The organism is Adlercreutzia rubneri (assembly GCF_009755265.1).
GTDB classification, from domain to species: domain Bacteria; phylum Actinomycetota; class Coriobacteriia; order Coriobacteriales; family Eggerthellaceae; genus Adlercreutzia; species Adlercreutzia rubneri.
In genome coordinates this window covers 1-16,356 of record NZ_WPOO01000019.1, presented here as the reverse complement: position 1 = coordinate 16,356, position 16,356 = coordinate 1, and the positions used below count along the sequence as shown (strand labels likewise).

Sequence of the window (16,356 nt, the reverse complement as noted above, 5' to 3'; positions counted from 1 at the left end):
GGCACGGTCCTCGCGGACAGGCCCGCCGAAAATAGCTAGCAGTTGAGAATGGCGCTGCGATTTGCTTGGGCGTCCTCGAAAAAGAAGAGGAATCCCGCACCGACGATCCACATGAGCATGCGCAGGCTGAGACCCCCCGCCATGGCGGCAGCGAAACCGACGGCCGCCACCGCGACGAAAGCCATCGAAGGCAGAGGAGCGAGCAGGATCGCCGCGCAGGCCAGAGGCACCACCAGGCCGCAGACCACGATGCCGACCCAGAACAGCGTCGGGTTCTTCTTCGCCGTCTGCATCCCCAAATGCCCCAGGTACGCGGCCACCGTCACTGCCGAGAAGACAGCGCAGGCGGCCAGCAGCAGCTTCACGGGCAACTCCATAGCCCAGACGCCCCCTGTCGCCACCGACACCGCCGCGTAGAGAAACCCGCCGGCCACAAGCGCCGTGCCCGTATAGGCCAAAGGCAGCTTCTTCGTATTCCAGGTGGGCTTTGATGAGATGAGGTAGCCATGGCCCGTTACAAAGGCCAGCACGACGCCGGCCAGCGCGCCAGCCATGCCGAGCACGAGGCGCACCAGCTCGTTGTCGAACCACAGGCACGCAGCGCCATAGGCCGCCATGAGCGCCGATACCACACCGAGCATGATCAGCTCCACGGAAATGCCCGAGAAGGACAGCAGATGGGTCACAGCCGCAAAAGCGTGACGCGGCGTGGCCAGATGCATCATGGAGCAGACGGCGCCCACCACAACGAGCACCAACGAGATGCCCGTCGCCCAGAGCGTGACCGTCGTCGACTCGCCGAGAGCGCCGGCCACACCCGCGAAAGCGAAGCAGCATCCGCCGCACCCCGCGAGCATTGAGAACAGAACGAGGGGCCACTGAATTTTCGGTGCCATTTACACCAGCTCCTTCCAATGAGCCGTCGAAGGCGAGAGGATATAGCGGGTCAGGGGCTCTTCGCCTTCGGGAGCGCCCAGCGTGTGAATGCACTCATCGTCGTACTTGGCCAGTTCCCGGGAAACAGCCGAATCCGGGTCGTCCAGATCGCCGTAGAACCGGGCGCCGCCGGGGCAATTGTGCACGCAGGCCGGATCGGCCTTGCCATCGGCGGTCAGATGCTGGCACAGCGTGCACTTGCGGGCCACGCCGTCCTCCTCGCTGAAGCTGCGCACACCGTAGGGACAAGCGTACAGACAGTACTGGCAGCCGATGCACTTCGCCTCGTTCACCAGCACAATGCCCGATTCGCTGTCGCGATAAGAAGCGCCCGTGGGGCACACCTCCACGCAGCGCGCATGGGTGCACTGCTGGCACTGCACGGGCAGGTTGTAACGTTCGATGTTCGGGTAGGTGCCCGTAGGTCCTACCTGCATGACACGGTTGTAGAAGGTGCCCAAGGGCAGGTGATTCTCGAATTTGCAGCTCACGATGCAGCTGTCGCAACCGGTGCACCGGTCGATGTTGATGACAAGGCACTTCCTAGGCATGGCAGGCCCCTTCCTCGGTACGGGACTCGAAGGTGCGGCTGGGCATGAGGGGCTGGAACTGCTCCGGCTCGGTCCACAGGCCCTCGGGAGCCTCGGCTTTCCTCACGTTGACGCGGTAACCGCGCCAGGAAGCGGAGGCGAAGTTGTCGTTGACCACATCATCGCGGGCCATGAGGTTCACGTTGCACTGGCGCCAGCCGCCGCTCATGGTCTTGGTGGAATGGTCGTAGCTTTCGGGGAAGTAGAAACGCTCCATCATCACCACGCCGGGACGCACGCCCTCGGTGAGGTAGGCGCGGCCGCGCGTGGCACCGCGACGGCTCGACAGCTCCACCCAATCGCCGTGGGCCACACCGAGGTCCGCGGCATCGCGGGGGTTGATGCGCATATCGGGGACGGGAATGAGCTCGCGGCTGTAGGGAGCGGTGCGCAGCGTCGTGTGGTGGTAGTGGGCCACGCGCCCCGTCGTGAGGTAGAAGGGGAAATCCGGATCGTCCTGGAGCATGTTCTCGCTCTGCTCCTTGTAGGTGCACACGGCATCGTACTCCGGCCACGTGCCGTCGGCGGCCACCTGGGTGTAGGGGAAGTGATAGGGAAAACCGGTGCGGCCGTTCAGCACCGCCATGGTCACATAGGGCTCGCATTTGCGAGACAGCGTGGCGAATCCGGCAGGCAGCCCATCGTCCACGATATCCAAGTGCTGATAGAACTGGTACAGCTCGTCAATAGGCACCGTGAGCGTGTGATCCTCGGAGTGCTTCACGGCCTCGGGCCAGCTTTTCACGCCGAACATCTCGGCCCAAGCCGGATAGATGTCCTCCTTGGTGCGATAGGTACCGTTGAATTGGAAGTCGCGGCAGAGCACCGCGTCATCGCCGCCCAGTTTCTCGCACAAGCTGTCGACGATACGCGTCACGCAGATGAACGGATCCTCCGTTTCGCCCATATGCACGATTTGCTTGCGCATGAAAGTCTGGTTGAACTGGGTGGTCGTCTCGGTGGCGTGCTCGAATTCCAACCACTCCTGCATGGGCAGGAACAGGTCGGCGTCCTCAATGGTAGTGGAAGTCATGTGGGGCTGCTGGTGCACGCAGAAGTCGATGTTGGCGTAAGCCTCGTTCCACTGCTCGCCGTTGCTCATGACGCAGTACTTGTTGCCGGACTGCTCCCAGCGCACCGAGATCTTGTAGGGCTCGCCGGTCAGCAACGCCTCGCGCACCGGCGCCAAGGCGTTCAGCTGCCACTGGTGCACGGCCTTGTGCTCCAGCGATCCCAAGCGAGCCAGCTGGTAGTCCACAAAAGCCTGCTGCTTGGCCTTGCCATCGACACCCTTCGCATTCCAGCGCTCCACAGCTGCTTGGGAACGGCGAAGGTTCTCGCCCTCGGTCAGGCCCACCGTCCAACCGATGCCGAAGGTCTCCTGATAGGGACGGTTGCACCAGAAGTGGGTGGGACGCGCGGTGTGGCGCGATTCGGGCTTCTGCTCGGTGAGCACCACGCCCGGCTTGTTCACCTTGCCGCACAGCATGTCCAGGGCCATAGTACCGAAGATGAAGTTCGAGGACAGCTCGCTCATATCGGCGAACTGGCCAGTGCCGATACCCGAGAGCGTGGTGGCGTACAGCTTGATCGCACGCTCGATAGTGTCGGCATCGACCCAGGTGAGCTCAGCGGTTTTCTCCAAGGTGAAGTCCTCGCAGGCCTCCCACTGGATTTGACCGGCGCTCTTGCACAGACGCCCGTTCACCTCGGCTTCGCAGAATACCACCGGGTCGACCGGAGAGTCCTCCGGGGCGGTGTAGGGGAAGGGCTGCACGCTGTTGGTGCGAGCATCGAAGCACACGTAGGCCGGCGTGTCGTACACATCGTTGGGGTCGGCCGAGGGGTTCACGTAGTCGGGCCACACCTCTTCCGCCTTCAAGGGCAGGCGCGTGTCGGGATCCACGAGGAAGGGGTAGTTGGTCCAGTACTTGCAGAACTGCTCGTCGTAGAGCTTGTTCGCGATAATGTAGTTGAACCAGCCTAAAAGCATGGCGATGTCGCCCATGGGACGAATGGGCAGCCAGATGTCGGCCTTGGCCGCTTCTTCGGTATAGTAGGGGTCGATGACAATGGTCTTTATGCCGCGCTCTCGCATTTCGGCGTTGGCGCGAGCGGCATAGGCTGCGCCGGAAGCGCTCGTTTGGGCGCCCCACAGCACCACGCACTCCATGGCCGGCTGCCAGGCGTTCCACATCTCGCGGGCGTTGTTGCCCTCGTGGCGGTTGTTGGAGCCACCACGCATCCACTGGCCCGCGCAGTCGGCGGGCAGATAGCACTGGCAGCCACCGCCGGAAATGCACACCGGAGCGCCAATGGCATCTTGGGTGACGCGCTGGAACACGTTACCGTAGGTGCCGCCACCGCCAGCGCCCACCATGATGGAATAGGGGCCGTACTTCCTCGTAGCCAAGGCCATCTGCTCGCCCACGATATCGTAGGCCTCATCCCACGACACGATTTCCCAGTCGTTGCCGCCGCGGGATCCTACGCGCCTCATGGGATGCAGTACATGGCGCGGGCTGTACACCAGATGCTGCTGGTTGAGGGCCTTGGTGCACAGGCAGCCCTGGGTCAGGGTGCCGTCGTAGTCGCCCTCGATCTTCACCACCACGCCGTCTTCGGTGTACACCCACAAAGGACAGCAGTTGTAGCAGCCATGGCAGCAGCTGTGATGGCGCTCGCGCAGCGGGGCCGAGCGGGCAAACTGCTCGTCAGCCTCCACGAGAGAGGCGTCCGAGGCCCAGTCGATGCCCTGCACCTTCTGCGCCATGTGGGCGAGCTTTCCGTAGCTCGACTTCCGTGCCGCCATTACTTGCTCCTTTCGTTTGAGGTCGCGAAGCTCGCTCCGGCCGGGGTGGTACTCCAGGCCTCGTCCCACACCAAGCCGCCGGCCTTCTCCAGGTGCGCCACCAACGCGCTGGGGTACAGAGGCAGCCCGGACTTCCCGTTAAACGAGGGCAGGGAGAGCTGCTTGCCGAGCAGCGCCTCTATTTCCGCAAAGGTTTTGGGCTCGCTGGCCGCGCGCAGAATGGCACGGTAGGCGTCGTTGCGCTCCGGCGTGCGGGCGAACAGCTCTTCCAAGCGCACCTCAGGACGATGGGCTTGGGCAACCTGGACCCCGGCCGGTGTCGTCTCCAGAGCGCAGAACTGCACGAGTTCGTCTGCTGCGTCCTCATCCAGAGATGCCAGACGAGCCGGATCCACGGGGTTGCCATCCCGATCCAAATCGATGCGCGCAAGGCCGCCGGCCTCGACGAGCATGAAGGCGATAGCGGCTTGGCTCTGATCGACATACTTGAATTCCGGGTAACTTGCGATTTCGTCCTCCACCTCTGCCAGAAGCCGGCGCTGGCGGCAGAAGTCCAGGACTTTGCCCATAATCTCCGTGAAGGCGCCGCGGCGATGCAACGCCTTCTCGACGCGCGCCACGGCGGCCCCGTCGGGCTGGTCCCCAGGGGCGGCGGTGCTCGGGCAAATCGAGTCTGCCATGATGCGTCTCTCCTTCCTTGTTGAGTTTCCCGCATATAATTGATGGCCCGAGCCTACCAGCGCGGCCAAGGGGGGAACCATCGTTGAAGTGGTTGATTTTGAGCGCAACGGCCCATCCATCAAAACGTTGATTTTTAAGAAATGCCAGTTCAAGGCTTTGTAATTCGAAAGCTAAATTGTTGCGGCCCAAAATAGCGCTTTCTATAATGGGACGAGCGAAGCGAAAGGGGAATCATGTCGGATGAATCGAGATCACTGTTCTTCATGCGAACATTCGGCTTCGCCCTTTTCTGGATATGGCTCTTTTTGGTGGCCGTATCGCCCTCTCCGCTGTTCGGAGCGCTTAAAGGATTGGGGAGCCTCCCCTTCGAGGTATGGGAAGTGGGTGCACGCCTCTTACTTCTCTCGCTCTCCCTTGCGGCCACCCGCCTACTCACCACCAGCCGAGGACGCTGGGTCTACCCCGTCTGCTGCCTTGTCGGCGGCCCCGTCGCCGCCCTCACCCTTTCCTTTGCCGCCACCCCTGAGGCCGTGACCTTGGCGGCCTTCATCACGGCCGTCGTCGATGTGGCCATGCTCATTATGTGGCTCTGCTATTTCGGCTATGCGAAAATCGGCGATATCGCCTTCATGCTTGCCTGCTCCTACGCCTTAGGCTCGATACTGTACCTGGCCGTCGTTGCTGCGGGCGAGACGGCGATGCTCGTCGCCGCCATCACAAGTCCTATCTTGTCGGGAGCGCTGTTCGCCTATTTCGTGAAGAACCCTCCGTCCCTCGCTTCCGAAGGGCTGTTTCAAGCCTCCCCCGCCGCAGACCGCCGCCCGAAGCTACCGGCGGCCCTCAGGCGGCTGGCCATCGGTCTTACCCTGTACGCCTTCGTGTTCGCCCTCTTCTCGAGCCGTACCGCCGTCTCCGAATATACGTTCTCCAGCGGACCGCTCGTACAAGCCCTCGCCAGCATCGTGCTTGCCGCTGTCGTCATCGCGGCCATACGCCTCAGCGATGTGAGCATCGGCCTTTACGCGCTCTACCGCAGCGTGCCGTTGGTATTCGGCGGGGGCGCCGCCCTCTTCCTCGTATTGCCCGCCGGACTCTCCCTGTGCGCGGGCTTCTTCGTCATGTTCGGCTATCTTCTCTTCGAGGCGCTTTCCTTCAACGATTTCTGCAATGCCACCAAAACCAACGACGGCTCGCTCTTGCGCTCGATGCTCATCGTGCGCATCGCCGGCTCCCTCGGCATTTTCCTCGGCTGGGTGCTGGGCGCTCCTCTCAGCGCCGCGCTGGATCCCGATCAATCGAGCCGTCTGATAATCGCTCTGTGCTTTGTTGTCGTCATCGTTGCCGCGTCGCTCGTCTTCACGGATAAGGCCATGGGGAAGCTCGGCACCATCGCCGGCATGCGAGCCCGTCAGGAGGCCGCCGAGGCGCGTCTCGACAAGACGTGGCTTATTCCGCTGTTCGCCACCGAGCACGACCTCTCGAAACGCGAAGCCGAGGTGCTAGAGTACCTGCTGCAAGGCCGCACCATGCAGTACACTGCCGAGAAACTGTTCATCGCCGAGTCCACCGCCCGCTCCCACGTTCACAAGATATACCAGAAAACCGAGACCCGGGGTCGCATGGAGCTTATCGACCGCTTCGAGCAGTTCTGCTCCGAACATCCGAAAGCTTAACCGGGCGAGGGACTACGTATCGACACCTTCCATCCAGCATTCGTCGAAGGCATCCATCAGTTCCATGCGGGAGTGCACGCCGCACTTCCGGTAGATGCTGTGCACATGGGCCCGCACCGTGGACTCGGCGATGAACAGCTTCTCTGCGGCGAAGCTCGTCGTGCGCCCCGCGAGCAGATAGGACGCCACCTCGGCTTCGCGCCGGGAAAGCCCCTGCTGCTCGGCGAAGGCGGCGAAGGCCTCCTCGCGGGTGGGACCCTCCAAAGCGCCCTCGGATAGGGCCCGATCGTCGGCAACGGCGGCGAAGGAGATCATATCACGCTCGGTGAACACCAGCGAGACGGAAACCAGAGCCGCGAACAGCCCGAGGGCCACCAAGCTCGACACGCTTTCCGCCGCACCCGCCAAGGAGGCCGCGGCAAACGCCGCCAGCCAGCCCAAGAACATTCCCAGCGTAATGGCCAGCCGGGCCGCCGCCATCACGCGCAGGAGCGACGCGTCGTTGGCCTTCACGATATTGCAGCAGTCGTTGAGGACCAGCAGCTCGAAGAGCACGTAGCCCAAGGCAACGCAGAAACCGCCCACCTCGTCGGGAAGGGGCGAGACGGCCATCAGCAAGAACCCAGCCCCGATAAGCGGGGCAACGGCCCGATAGAGCTTGTAGGGTCGATCGGGCTGACGGTCGAACTTGAAGAAGGCCGCGCAGATAACCCCCAGCACAATCATGGCCGCCGGCTCCACCGTGAAGGCCCCGATCACTCCCTCCCCACTGAACAGGGCGATGCCGCACGAGAGGGAGAAGGAGAACGAGTACAGGGCAAGGGCCACGCCTATGCGCACTTTCTGGCGCACGGGACTCTCCGCGCCGCCCGCTGCCCCATGGCGAGAGGCCGCAACGGCAGCGGCCGGCAGCACGCCCCCGCCCGTCTCTCGAGCACCGTCACCCGAAACCGGCTCCTCGACAAATAGCTCCTCTCCCGTCCGCGCTTTCATAAGACGCTGGGAGAGCACGAAGGCCGTTCCCGATAGCGCGGGGAACAGCACCGAGGCGGCCGCCATGGCGTTGAAGCCCAATGCCGCCGTTAGAAGGAAGAGCACCGAGCCGATAGCGTAGGACCCCACGAGCAGAACGAAGGTCTCGCCCACCTTCATGTACCCGAAAAAGCAGAGCCACAGCAGGAACATGCACACCTCGCCGATGGCGGCCGCCACCGCCGAGGCCGAAGCCGCCTCGGCGCCTCCGAGGCCGAGGGCAAGCGGAGCCGCCGCCGCACTTGCCGCAACCCCGAGCACGAGCAGCCCGCGCTGCCCGGCGACGGAAGCCAGCTGCCGCGAGGCGATGAGCACGACCACAAGCACCAGCGCTCGCACCGACAGTTCGACCATCTCGAAGGGGGCATTCGCAAAGCAGAGCGGCGCCCCGATAAGCGGAGAGGGGGTCACCCCCGCCAGAAAGAGCCACGCCCAATAGAACCCGAACCCCAAAAAGCGCACGGGAAAGAGGCTCTCCGCCGCCTGGCCCGCTGGGCCGCCCACGCGCCCCTCATTTGATGCATCTTTTCCCTCTCCAACCATTATCCCTCTTTTCACCTGCGGAAACACAACCCCTAAGCGTTTTGGTGGAGGCCCGCTTATGGCAATTTACAGCGCTTCGGAGAATGTTCAGCGCAGATGCCAGCCCCTAACCTAGATGCCAACGGGAGGCTCGGCTTTGACGAGTGGATGAGCCTCCCGGAAGTGTAGCAGATTCCCCGCGCCGATAAGGGCGCGGGAAGAGACGAGGAGAGGGGAGAGCGTGAAGACGAGGGAGAAAACGAATTCCGCCGCGAGCCTCCAAGAGGACGGCGGGGCGGCTGAGCCCCGAAGGCCGGGCCTCAGCCGCCGGTCGCTCATCGGCGGCGCCGCGATGGCCGCAGGGCTTCTGGCCTTCGGGGGCGCCACGGCGGCCTTCGGCGGCGAGACCGATCGCCTGCGACCGCCGGGAGGCCAGGACGCCGACCGGTTCTGGGGCGCGTGCATCCGCTGCGACCGTTGCCGGGCGGCCTGCCCGCTTGCCGCCATCGGCGTGGAGGGGCTCACCCCCGGCATTATCGGGGCGCGGCTGCCGATCATGGATTTTCGCGAGGGCTACTGCGACATGTGCGACGGCGCCTTCCGCTGCATCGCCGCCTGCCCCACCGGGGCGCTTACGGCCTTCGACCCCTACGTGGACAAGATCGGCATGGCCGTGGTAGACGAGGCCGAGTGCCAGCTGTACGGCATCTCGGGCACGTGCAACGCGCCCTGCATCGATGCCTGCGAGTGGGACGCCCTGTCCCTGGACGAGAACGGGCGCCTGGTGGTGGACGAAAAGCGCTGCAACGGCTGCGGCGCCTGCGAGTACGTTTGCCCCACGAGCGCCTATCGCAATTACGACGCCAGCAACAAGCGCGGCATCAATGTGGAGGTGTGGCATGGCTAAGTCGACAACCCCCGAAAACGGCGCCGAGGTTTCCGCGCAGCCGGAGGAGGGCAGCCGCTCGAAGGTGAGCCGCGTGCGTCGGTACGTCCCGGGCATCGTGTTCGCCCTTCTCATCATCGGCCTGGTAGCCGGCATCGGCTCGGGCACCCTGTGTTCGGTGGGCTACGAGTCCATTGCGGCAGTATGTCCCCTGGGCGCGCTGGAATCGCTCTTCGGCGCCGGGGCCTTCGTGGCGCGGGCCGTAATCATCCTGGCCGTGGCCGCCGCGGCAGTGCTGCTCGTGGGCAAGGCCTTCTGCAGCTGGGTGTGCCCCATTCCGCCGCTTGACCGGTTCCTGTCGGGCAAGAAGCGCCGCGAGGCCGACAAGGCGGCGCGCATCGAGGCGGCCCATCACGTGAGCGGGCGCCTGGCCGCGTGCGCCGGTTGTGCGGGCTGCGGCGAGAAGAAACCCGGCGAGACGCCCCTTGCCCCCGCCGATGGCACCGACAAGCGACGGTTCGCGAAGGTGGACGGGCGCCACGTGGTGCTCGGCGGCTCGCTTGTGTCGGCGGCAATCTGCGGATTCCCCGTGTTCTGCCTCATCTGCCCGGTGGGCCTCACCTTCGCCACGGCCATCGCCCTCTACCGCCTCGTCGGGTTCAACGAGCCCACCTTGGACCTCATCGTGTTCCCCCTCATCATCGTAGCCGAGCTCACCCTGCTGCGGAAATGGTGCCACCGCTTCTGCCCCATCAGCGCCCTTATGGGGCTCGTGGCCAACTTCAACAAGGCCACGCGTCCCAAGATCGACCCCGACCTCTGCCTGCGCAAGGACGGCACGCCCTGCACCGTATGCGCCGCTGCCTGCCCCGAGTTCATCGATCCGGCGGGAGATCTGGGCGACCGGGCCCTGGCCGAGTGCACCCGCTGCGGCCAGTGCGCCGCCGCCTGCCCCGCAGACGCCATCCGCTTCACGAAGAAAGGACTGACCCGTGGAAACCGCTAGCACACCCGCGCCCTACGTCGCCGCTGCCGACGGCGACCTCGCGCCCAAGGCCGCCGAGCCCGCATCGACACCCGAAGCCGACGCCAGCGCCGAGGCCACCTTCGAGGAAGCCGTGGCCGCCCTTACCGAGACGGTGAACCGGGCGCCCCTGCACCGCGAGATCTTCCTCAAGCTGCTCGCCTTCTGCACCACCCAGCGCACGCTCGCCGAAGCCGAGGAGGCGGCTCGGGCCTGCCCCGAGTTCTCCTCGGTGGCCCAAAGCCCCTACCGGCTCATCCGCACCCTCGTGCACGCCGGCGGCCTGTACTGGCTGGAGCTGGACGAGACGGGCCGGCCCCTGACGCCCCAGGCCAAGGCGGGGCTCACTCCCGACGAGATCGAGGACGCCACCTTCGCCTACGCTGTGGTAACCACGCCGGTCGGCGAGCAGGTGGCCGAGGACCTCGCGCCCGAGAAGCGGCTGCAACGCCTCTTCGATCTCGTGCCCCAGCGGCTTACCACCTACCTGGACCTTATGGACTTCTGCCGCGAGCAGCGCACCTTCAAGGAGATCGAGGCGCTGTTGCGCACCCGACCCGCCGCTGCCTTCGCGAGCACCACCTCAAGCCAACCCCTGCAGCCGAGCTTCTTCGTGGACGCACTGGAACGCTCGGGCGGCCTTGCCTGGAACGATGGATGGAAGATCACAGAGAGGGGAATGAAGGTATTGCAGCAACTTCGCTAGGAACGCCATTTTGACCGTAGAGAGGAAAGAGAGGACCCCCATGACCAAGGGAACCATCAGCCGACGCGGCTTCATGAAGGCCGCAGCGGCCACGGGCGCGGCCCTTACGGCCGCCGGCTCGATCCCGCTGCTCGAAACGACCGATCAGGCCTTCGCCGCCGGATCCGTGGAGCGCGTGATGCACAAGACCGCCTGCCATGGCTGCACCAACTGCTGCCCGGTGCGCGTGTACACCGAGGACGGCCGCGTCGTGAAGATCGAAGGAGACCCGGACGGCCCCCTGAACAAGGGCGGCGTGTGCCTGAAGTGCCTGTCCCAGATTCAGACCGTCTACAGCCCCCGCCACGTGCTGCACCCCATGAAGCGCGTCGGCGAGCGCGGCGAGAACCGGTGGGAGGCGATCAGCTGGGAGGAGGCTGTGGACTTGGCCGGCGAGCAGATCGCCACGGCCGTGAAGAAGTACGGCCCCTACGCCTACTGGAGCGCCCGCGGAGGCGGCGGCGCCTACATCGAGTGGGAGACCTCCGGCCTCGACTACACCTTCGGCGGCTGCAACTCCCTGGCCTCCGGCGCCTGCCAGTGCGCCATGCCGCGCGACTTCGTCTCCACCACCTCGGTGGGCTTCAACTGCTGCGTTGACATGGACAACGTGGATCGCTGGGTGGGCATCACCGACAACGCCGAGCTGGACGGCACCCGCCGCGACGACACGGAGCGCGTCTTCGTGCTGTGGGGCAGCCAGCCGCACTCCTCCAAGGCGGCCCACGGCGGCCACGGGCTGACCGACGCCCGGTCGAACCTCGGCGTGAAGACCATCGTCGTGGATCCCTACATGACCGCCGAGGCCACCAAGGCCGACGTGTGGCTTCCCGTGCGCCCCGGCTCCGACTGCGCGCTCATGCTGTCGTGGATTCACCACATCATCGAGAACGACCTGTACGACGAGCAGTTCGTGAAGCACTGGACGAACCTGCCCTTCCTCATCAACCCCGACACGCGCCTGGCCTATCGCGCCGAAGAGGTGTGGCCCGACTACGTGAACCCGGCCGCCGACCCCGCCGGCGTCTACGATACCCCGGCCTACGTGTGCTTCGATGCGAAAACCAACTCCGTCCAGCCCTTCCCCTTCACCGCCCCCGAGAACTGCGCGGTCGACCCCGTTATCTTCGCCACCGCCACCGTGAACGGCAAGGAGGCCAAGACGGCGGGCCAGATTTACAAGGAAGAGGCCGAGCCCTGGACCTTGGAGGCGGCCGGCGAGACCTGCTGGCTCGATCCGGAACGCATCCGCGAGGCCATCGAGCTGTACGCGAACGCCGACTTCGGCGGCTTGTCCAACGGCGTGTTCTCCGACCACCAGGAGAACTCCTCCACCGCGCCTTTGGGGGCGCTCGCCATCGACGCGCTGCTCGGCCACGTGGAGTCCCCCTGCTCCGCCTTCCAGAATCACGGCGCCGCCAGCCGCACCGCCGATCGCCCGACTCAGCGCCTGGGCGTGTTCTCCTCCACCTTCGAGCGCTACGGCCTGGGCTGGACCACCGGTCTCACCAAGGCCGAGAACGACCGCCTGCTGGATGCCATCGTGGCCGACTGGGACGCCAAGGGCCGCGACGGCAAGGAGATGCAGCGCTACTTCTTCCAGTCCCGCTGCGACACCATGGGCGCCAACGAGCACAAGGGCATCCACCAGTGGCAGACCTGCGCGCCGAAGGAGCTGCGGCAGGCCATCACCACCGGCGAGCCCTACCGTCCGCGCGTGATGTACGAGATGTCGGGCAACAAGTACGCCGTTATGGGGCCCTCCCTCGAGTGGAAGAAGGCCTACGACGAGCAGGACTTCGTCATCCAGCAGTACCCCAACATGACCTCGTTCACTGTGCAGACCGTCGACTTGTTCCTGCCCACCACCGAGTGGCTGGAATACGACTCCTACGAGGCGCCGGGCACCCACTTCAACCGCCACTACGCCCGCTGCCAGGTGACGCACCTCGGCGAGACCGTGAACCCCTTCGTATCGCCCTACCAGGTGGCCGCGTCCGCCGTGGAGAAGCTCGGCGCCGAGAACGTGTTCGACCCCGACGCCTACAAGGTACCGTTCTTCGAGAGCCTGGAGGCGGCCCGGGCTGCCTGGGCCGAGCAGATGGGCAAGGGAAGCTGGCAGGAGATGCTCGACGACATCGACCACCGCTTCACCGAGGAGCCCATAGACGACTACATGGCCTACTACCAGTACAAGGAGCCGGTGAGCGACGGGCTGCCCCGCGGGTTCGCCACGATGTCGCGCAAGGTGGACGTGTACTCCGAGGCCATGCTGCGCCTGGCCCGCACCGGCTTCCCCTACATGTATCCCTTCGACCAGCCGGCCTGCGACGACTACGACCCCATCTGCACCTTCAAGGAACCGACGGAAAGCCCCGTCGAGGGCCAGCCGGGCTACGATCCGGAGTACCCGCTCGTCATCACCACGGGACGCTTGCCCCACTTCCATCACGGCACCATGCGCCACGCGCCCTTCATCCGCGAGGTCATGCCCGCCCCCGAGCTGAAGATCAACCCCGAGACGGCGGCGGAATACGGCATCGAGCATCTGGACTGGGTGAAGATTACCTCGCGCCGCGGATCGTCCAACGCGCGGGCCTACCTCACCCAGGGCATTGCCCCCGGTGTGCTCATCACCGAGCGCTTCTGGAACCCCGAGTGCTTTGATGAGACCCAGGAGACCATCACCCCCGGCATCGAGGAGTGCGGCTACAACATCATGTCCGCCGACGAGTTCCAAAACCCCTGCTTCGCCACGAACAGCTACCGCGCCTTCACGGTGAAGATCGAGAAGACCGAGCGCCCCGAGCGCATCTGGATCGAGAGCGAGCAGTTCCAACCGTTCATGCCCACGCTTTCGGGCGAACCTGTCACCGAGGAGGTGTTCTAAATGCGCAAGGGTCTGCTGATCAACCTGGATCGCTGCTCCGGCTGCGACAGCTGCATCGTGGCGTGCAAGCTGGAAAACGACCTGCCCCTGGGCCATTTCTACAACAAGGTGATCGCCGTGGGCCCCACGGGCACCTTCCCCAACGTGGAGAAGTACTGGCTGCCCTCCCAGTGCCAGCAGTGCGAGAACCCGGCCTGCGTGCACGTATGCCCCACGGCCGCCAGCTACCGCGACCCCGAAACCGGCATGGTGCTCATCGACAAGGAGAAGTGCATCGGCTGCCAGTACTGCATCTACGCCTGCCCCTACGGCGTGCGCCAGTTCAACGAGGACGCCGGCGTGGTGCAGAAGTGCACGCTGTGCGCCCAGATCACTGCTGACGGCGACGGCGTGCCGGCCTGCGTCCACAACTGCAACTGCGGCGCGCGCTTCTTCGGCGATTACGACGACCCGGAATCCGATGTGTGCCGCGAGCTGGCGAAGTACCCGGAGGAGGCCATCCACACGCTGCCCGATCCCAATGACGCCAAGCCGCTCACGCGCTACATTCTGTCCCCCAAGTTCGCTTCCTGGAAGGAGCTGGTGTAACCATGGCGATTCAATGGCCCCTTGTCCTGTTCTCCCTGCTGGCCGGAGCCGGCGGCGCCATGCTCGCCTTCGCCGGGCTCTCCCAGCTGCTCGGCGGCTCGCGCACGGTGCGCCGCCGCGCCGCCTGGTGCGCACTGGCCCTGTTCGTGATCGGCGGTTTGTGTTCGGTGGCCCACCTGGCCTCTCCGCTGAACGCCATCAGCGCCGTGACGAACCTGCTGTCGTTCTCGGGCATCTCCATCGAGCTGATGCTTCTGGGCGCGAGCTTCATCGCAGGCGCCGCCTACCTGGTGCTCACCCGCGAGGAGGGCCGCGACGGCGCCGTGCGAGTTGTGGCGGTGCTGGCGGTGATCTTCGGCGTGGCCATCGGATTCTTCTGCGGCCACGGCTACGTGATCGACGCCCAACCCACCTGGAGCACCGAAACGCTGCCCCTGGCCTACCTGGGCACGTCTTTGGCCCTCGGCGCCTTCGCCTACGCCCTGGTGGCGGCCGCGACCAAGACGCCGGCCGGCAAAGCGGCCAGCGCCGAGGAGCTGGGAGGCAAGCTGTGGCCGGCCGTGCTCGTCTGCGCCGTCGTGGACGCCGTGGGCATTCTCGCCTACGGGCTGTTCCTCGGCCTTGACGCGGTCGCGGCCCAAGGGGTCCTGTTCTGGGGCGGGGCCGTGGCGTGCGGCGTCGTCGGCGTGCTAGCCTGCGCCATTGCCGGCATGACCGCGCTGGCCGCGAAGGCGCCCGCCGCCCTGGCCGTGGCCGGCGTGGCCTGCGCCGCCATCGGGGGCGTGGCCCTGCGCATGCTCATGTGGGCCTGCGCCACCGGTTACCTCAACCTGTTCTCCCACGGCATCCCCAGCGTGATGCTGAACCTGTAGCGCTGTTCCCCGGCCGGGGGAAAGCCCCTTCCCGGTACTTTCCCCCGGCCCCTGCGGGACGGTCCGTCAAGCGAATCGTCCCAGCCCGCCCACTCGTCACCTAAGGAGACCGCCATGACCGACCTCGCCTGCGCCATCGACCTTCTCGAAGATCGCGCCTCCCTGTACCGCCTGCTCGCCTCGCTGTACTATCAGCCGCTGTCCGAGGAGCAGATCGATGCCCTGGCCGCCAGCGACCTCGCCAAGTTGGCCAGCGACAGCGAATCGCCCTTCGCGCCGGCCTATCGCGACTTGCACGGAGCGCTGCGCCTGCGGCACACGGGCACCAAAGAGGAGCTAGCCGCCGACTTCACCAGCGCCTTCTACGGCATCCGCACCCGCGAGGGCCGCACGGCCCAGCCCTTCGAATCGCTGTTTCGCACCCAGGGGCCAGGTCAGCTCATGGGCGAGGCTCGCAGCGAGGTATACCGGGAGCTGCGCGCGCACCAACTGCGCGTTCCCGAGGGCGTCGATCTGCCCGAGGACCACCTGTCGTTCATCTGCGCCTACTTGGGCCGTCTTTGCGACGATGCCGCCGCGGCCCTGCGCGCGGGAAACGAAGGCCAGGCCGCAGAGCTTCTCGAGCGCCAGCGATCCTTCTTCCGGGCCCATGTGGCCTCGTGGGTACGGGATTTTCTGGCCCAGGCGCGGCTGATGGTGGAAACCCGATTCTACCGGGGCGTCCTCGCGCTGACGGAAGCCTTCGTCGCCGAAGAGGAACGCTCCTTCGAAGAGGCGGCATCAGCGGCCGCATAGATACGGGCGCCCCGAATCGGGGCGCCCGTCGCGTTCTGCTGGGAAGAGCGTAGCGCATGGGCGCGTTTTTGGCTTGGAAATCACGGTTTTGTGACCAGCGGGCGGCAAACTCGCCATCTGCAAAATGCTCGACCTGGGAAAACGCCGCCCAGACTGCCCTCGAAAAGTGCCGAGGCGGCATTTTGGGGGGTGCGGACAGTTACTTGGACAGCGGCCTACGCCGCCAGCCCCAACCGCCTCCTGCGGTTGTCTATCGTATCGTAGACGGTCCTGCCGCCCTCCCGGAAGGCCTTTAGACGGACGGTCGAGT

At 65.4% G+C, this 16,356-nt stretch carries 13 protein-coding genes; 8 read left to right on the top strand and 5 right to left on the bottom strand.

All coding sequences use genetic code 11. The annotated features are described in order from the left end of the window. Positions 1-35: 35 nt before the first annotated feature. The 4 genes from GO707_RS09755 to GO707_RS09740 are packed head-to-tail and all read right to left on the bottom strand — an operon-like array spanning position 36 to position 5,018. Positions 36-896: a dimethyl sulfoxide reductase anchor subunit family protein gene (locus GO707_RS09755; RefSeq protein WP_157012923.1), complete on the bottom strand. Its 861-nt coding sequence runs from the start codon at positions 894-896 to the stop codon at positions 36-38. Then, positions 897-1,487: a 4Fe-4S dicluster domain-containing protein gene (locus GO707_RS09750; protein ID WP_157012922.1), complete on the bottom strand. Its 591-nt coding sequence runs from the start codon at positions 1,485-1,487 to the stop codon at positions 897-899. After that, positions 1,480-4,338: a molybdopterin-containing oxidoreductase family protein gene (locus GO707_RS09745; protein ID WP_157012921.1), complete on the bottom strand. Its 2,859-nt coding sequence runs from the start codon at positions 4,336-4,338 to the stop codon at positions 1,480-1,482. The genes GO707_RS09750 and GO707_RS09745 overlap by 8 nt, the downstream gene beginning before the upstream one ends. Continuing rightward, positions 4,338-5,018, bottom strand: coding sequence for a hypothetical protein (locus GO707_RS09740; RefSeq protein WP_157012920.1), 681 nt, complete (start codon positions 5,016-5,018; stop codon positions 4,338-4,340). The genes GO707_RS09745 and GO707_RS09740 overlap by 1 nt, the downstream gene beginning before the upstream one ends. Positions 5,019-5,252: 234 nt before the next feature. Here GO707_RS09740 and GO707_RS09735 point away from each other — a divergent pair, with 234 nt between their 5' ends. Beyond that, entirely contained in the window at positions 5,253-6,692 is a 1,440-nt protein-coding gene (locus GO707_RS09735) for a helix-turn-helix transcriptional regulator (protein ID WP_157012919.1), read from the top strand. A gap of 12 nt (positions 6,693-6,704) precedes the next feature. On the opposite strand, the gene GO707_RS09730 is transcribed toward GO707_RS09735, so the two are convergent. Further along, on the bottom strand, positions 6,705-8,267 hold the full coding sequence (locus GO707_RS09730; RefSeq protein ID WP_157012918.1) for a helix-turn-helix transcriptional regulator: 1,563 nt from the start codon (positions 8,265-8,267) through the stop codon (positions 6,705-6,707). Positions 8,268-8,487: 220 nt separating this feature from the next. Here GO707_RS09730 and GO707_RS12630 point away from each other — a divergent pair, with 220 nt between their 5' ends. The 7 genes from GO707_RS12630 to GO707_RS09695 all read left to right on the top strand — a co-directional run bounded on the left by GO707_RS12630 (position 8,488) and on the right by GO707_RS09695 (position 16,046). Next, a complete protein-coding gene (locus GO707_RS12630) occupies positions 8,488-9,153 on the top strand; it encodes a 4Fe-4S dicluster domain-containing protein (protein ID WP_157012917.1) in 666 nt (221 codons plus the stop codon). Beyond that, a complete protein-coding gene (locus tag GO707_RS09720; protein ID WP_198161073.1) occupies positions 9,146-10,138 on the top strand; it encodes a 4Fe-4S binding protein in 993 nt (330 codons plus the stop codon). The genes GO707_RS12630 and GO707_RS09720 overlap by 8 nt, the downstream gene beginning before the upstream one ends. Further along, entirely contained in the window at positions 10,125-10,862 is a 738-nt protein-coding gene (locus GO707_RS09715; RefSeq protein ID WP_157012915.1) for a hypothetical protein, read from the top strand. Before GO707_RS09720 ends, GO707_RS09715 begins: the two co-directional genes overlap by 14 nt. A 40-nt stretch (positions 10,863-10,902) precedes the next feature. Continuing rightward, positions 10,903-13,791, top strand: coding sequence for a molybdopterin-containing oxidoreductase family protein (locus GO707_RS09710; protein ID WP_157012914.1), 2,889 nt, complete (start codon positions 10,903-10,905; stop codon positions 13,789-13,791). Continuing rightward, positions 13,792-14,379 carry a 4Fe-4S dicluster domain-containing protein gene (locus GO707_RS09705; RefSeq protein WP_157012913.1) on the top strand — a complete coding sequence of 196 codons (588 nt, stop codon included), beginning with the start codon at positions 13,792-13,794 and terminating at the stop codon, positions 14,377-14,379. It abuts the gene before it with no gap. Between the two features lie 2 nt (positions 14,380-14,381). Next, entirely contained in the window at positions 14,382-15,251 is an 870-nt protein-coding gene (locus GO707_RS09700) for a DmsC/YnfH family molybdoenzyme membrane anchor subunit (protein ID WP_157012912.1), read from the top strand. 114 nt (positions 15,252-15,365) lie between these two features. Next, positions 15,366-16,046, top strand: a complete 681-nt coding sequence (locus tag GO707_RS09695) for a TorD/DmsD family molecular chaperone (RefSeq protein ID WP_157012911.1) — start codon at positions 15,366-15,368, stop codon at positions 16,044-16,046. Positions 16,047-16,356: the final 310 nt, after the last annotated feature.

Bases quoted from the DNA above. Each gene is read 5' to 3' on its own strand.
- GO707_RS09745 (WP_157012921.1), bottom strand. From the start codon at position 4,338: ATGGCGGCACGGAAGTCGAGCTACGGAAAGCTCGCCCACATGGCGCAG.
- GO707_RS09700 (WP_157012912.1), top strand. From the start codon at position 14,382: ATGGCGATTCAATGGCCCCTTGTCCTGTTCTCCCTGCTGGCCGGAGCC.
- GO707_RS09705 (WP_157012913.1), top strand. From the start codon at position 13,792: ATGCGCAAGGGTCTGCTGATCAACCTGGATCGCTGCTCCGGCTGCGAC.
- GO707_RS09695 (WP_157012911.1), top strand. From the start codon at position 15,366: ATGACCGACCTCGCCTGCGCCATCGACCTTCTCGAAGATCGCGCCTCC.
- GO707_RS09755 (WP_157012923.1), bottom strand. From the start codon at position 896: ATGGCACCGAAAATTCAGTGGCCCCTCGTTCTGTTCTCAATGCTCGCG.
- GO707_RS09735 (WP_157012919.1), top strand. From the start codon at position 5,253: ATGTCGGATGAATCGAGATCACTGTTCTTCATGCGAACATTCGGCTTC.
- GO707_RS09740 (WP_157012920.1), bottom strand. From the start codon at position 5,018: ATGGCAGACTCGATTTGCCCGAGCACCGCCGCCCCTGGGGACCAGCCC.
- GO707_RS09730 (WP_157012918.1), bottom strand. From the start codon at position 8,267: ATGGTTGGAGAGGGAAAAGATGCATCAAATGAGGGGCGCGTGGGCGGC.
- GO707_RS09710 (WP_157012914.1), top strand. From the start codon at position 10,903: ATGACCAAGGGAACCATCAGCCGACGCGGCTTCATGAAGGCCGCAGCG.
- GO707_RS09720 (WP_198161073.1), top strand. From the start codon at position 9,146: ATGGCTAAGTCGACAACCCCCGAAAACGGCGCCGAGGTTTCCGCGCAG.
- GO707_RS09750 (WP_157012922.1), bottom strand. From the start codon at position 1,487: ATGCCTAGGAAGTGCCTTGTCATCAACATCGACCGGTGCACCGGTTGC.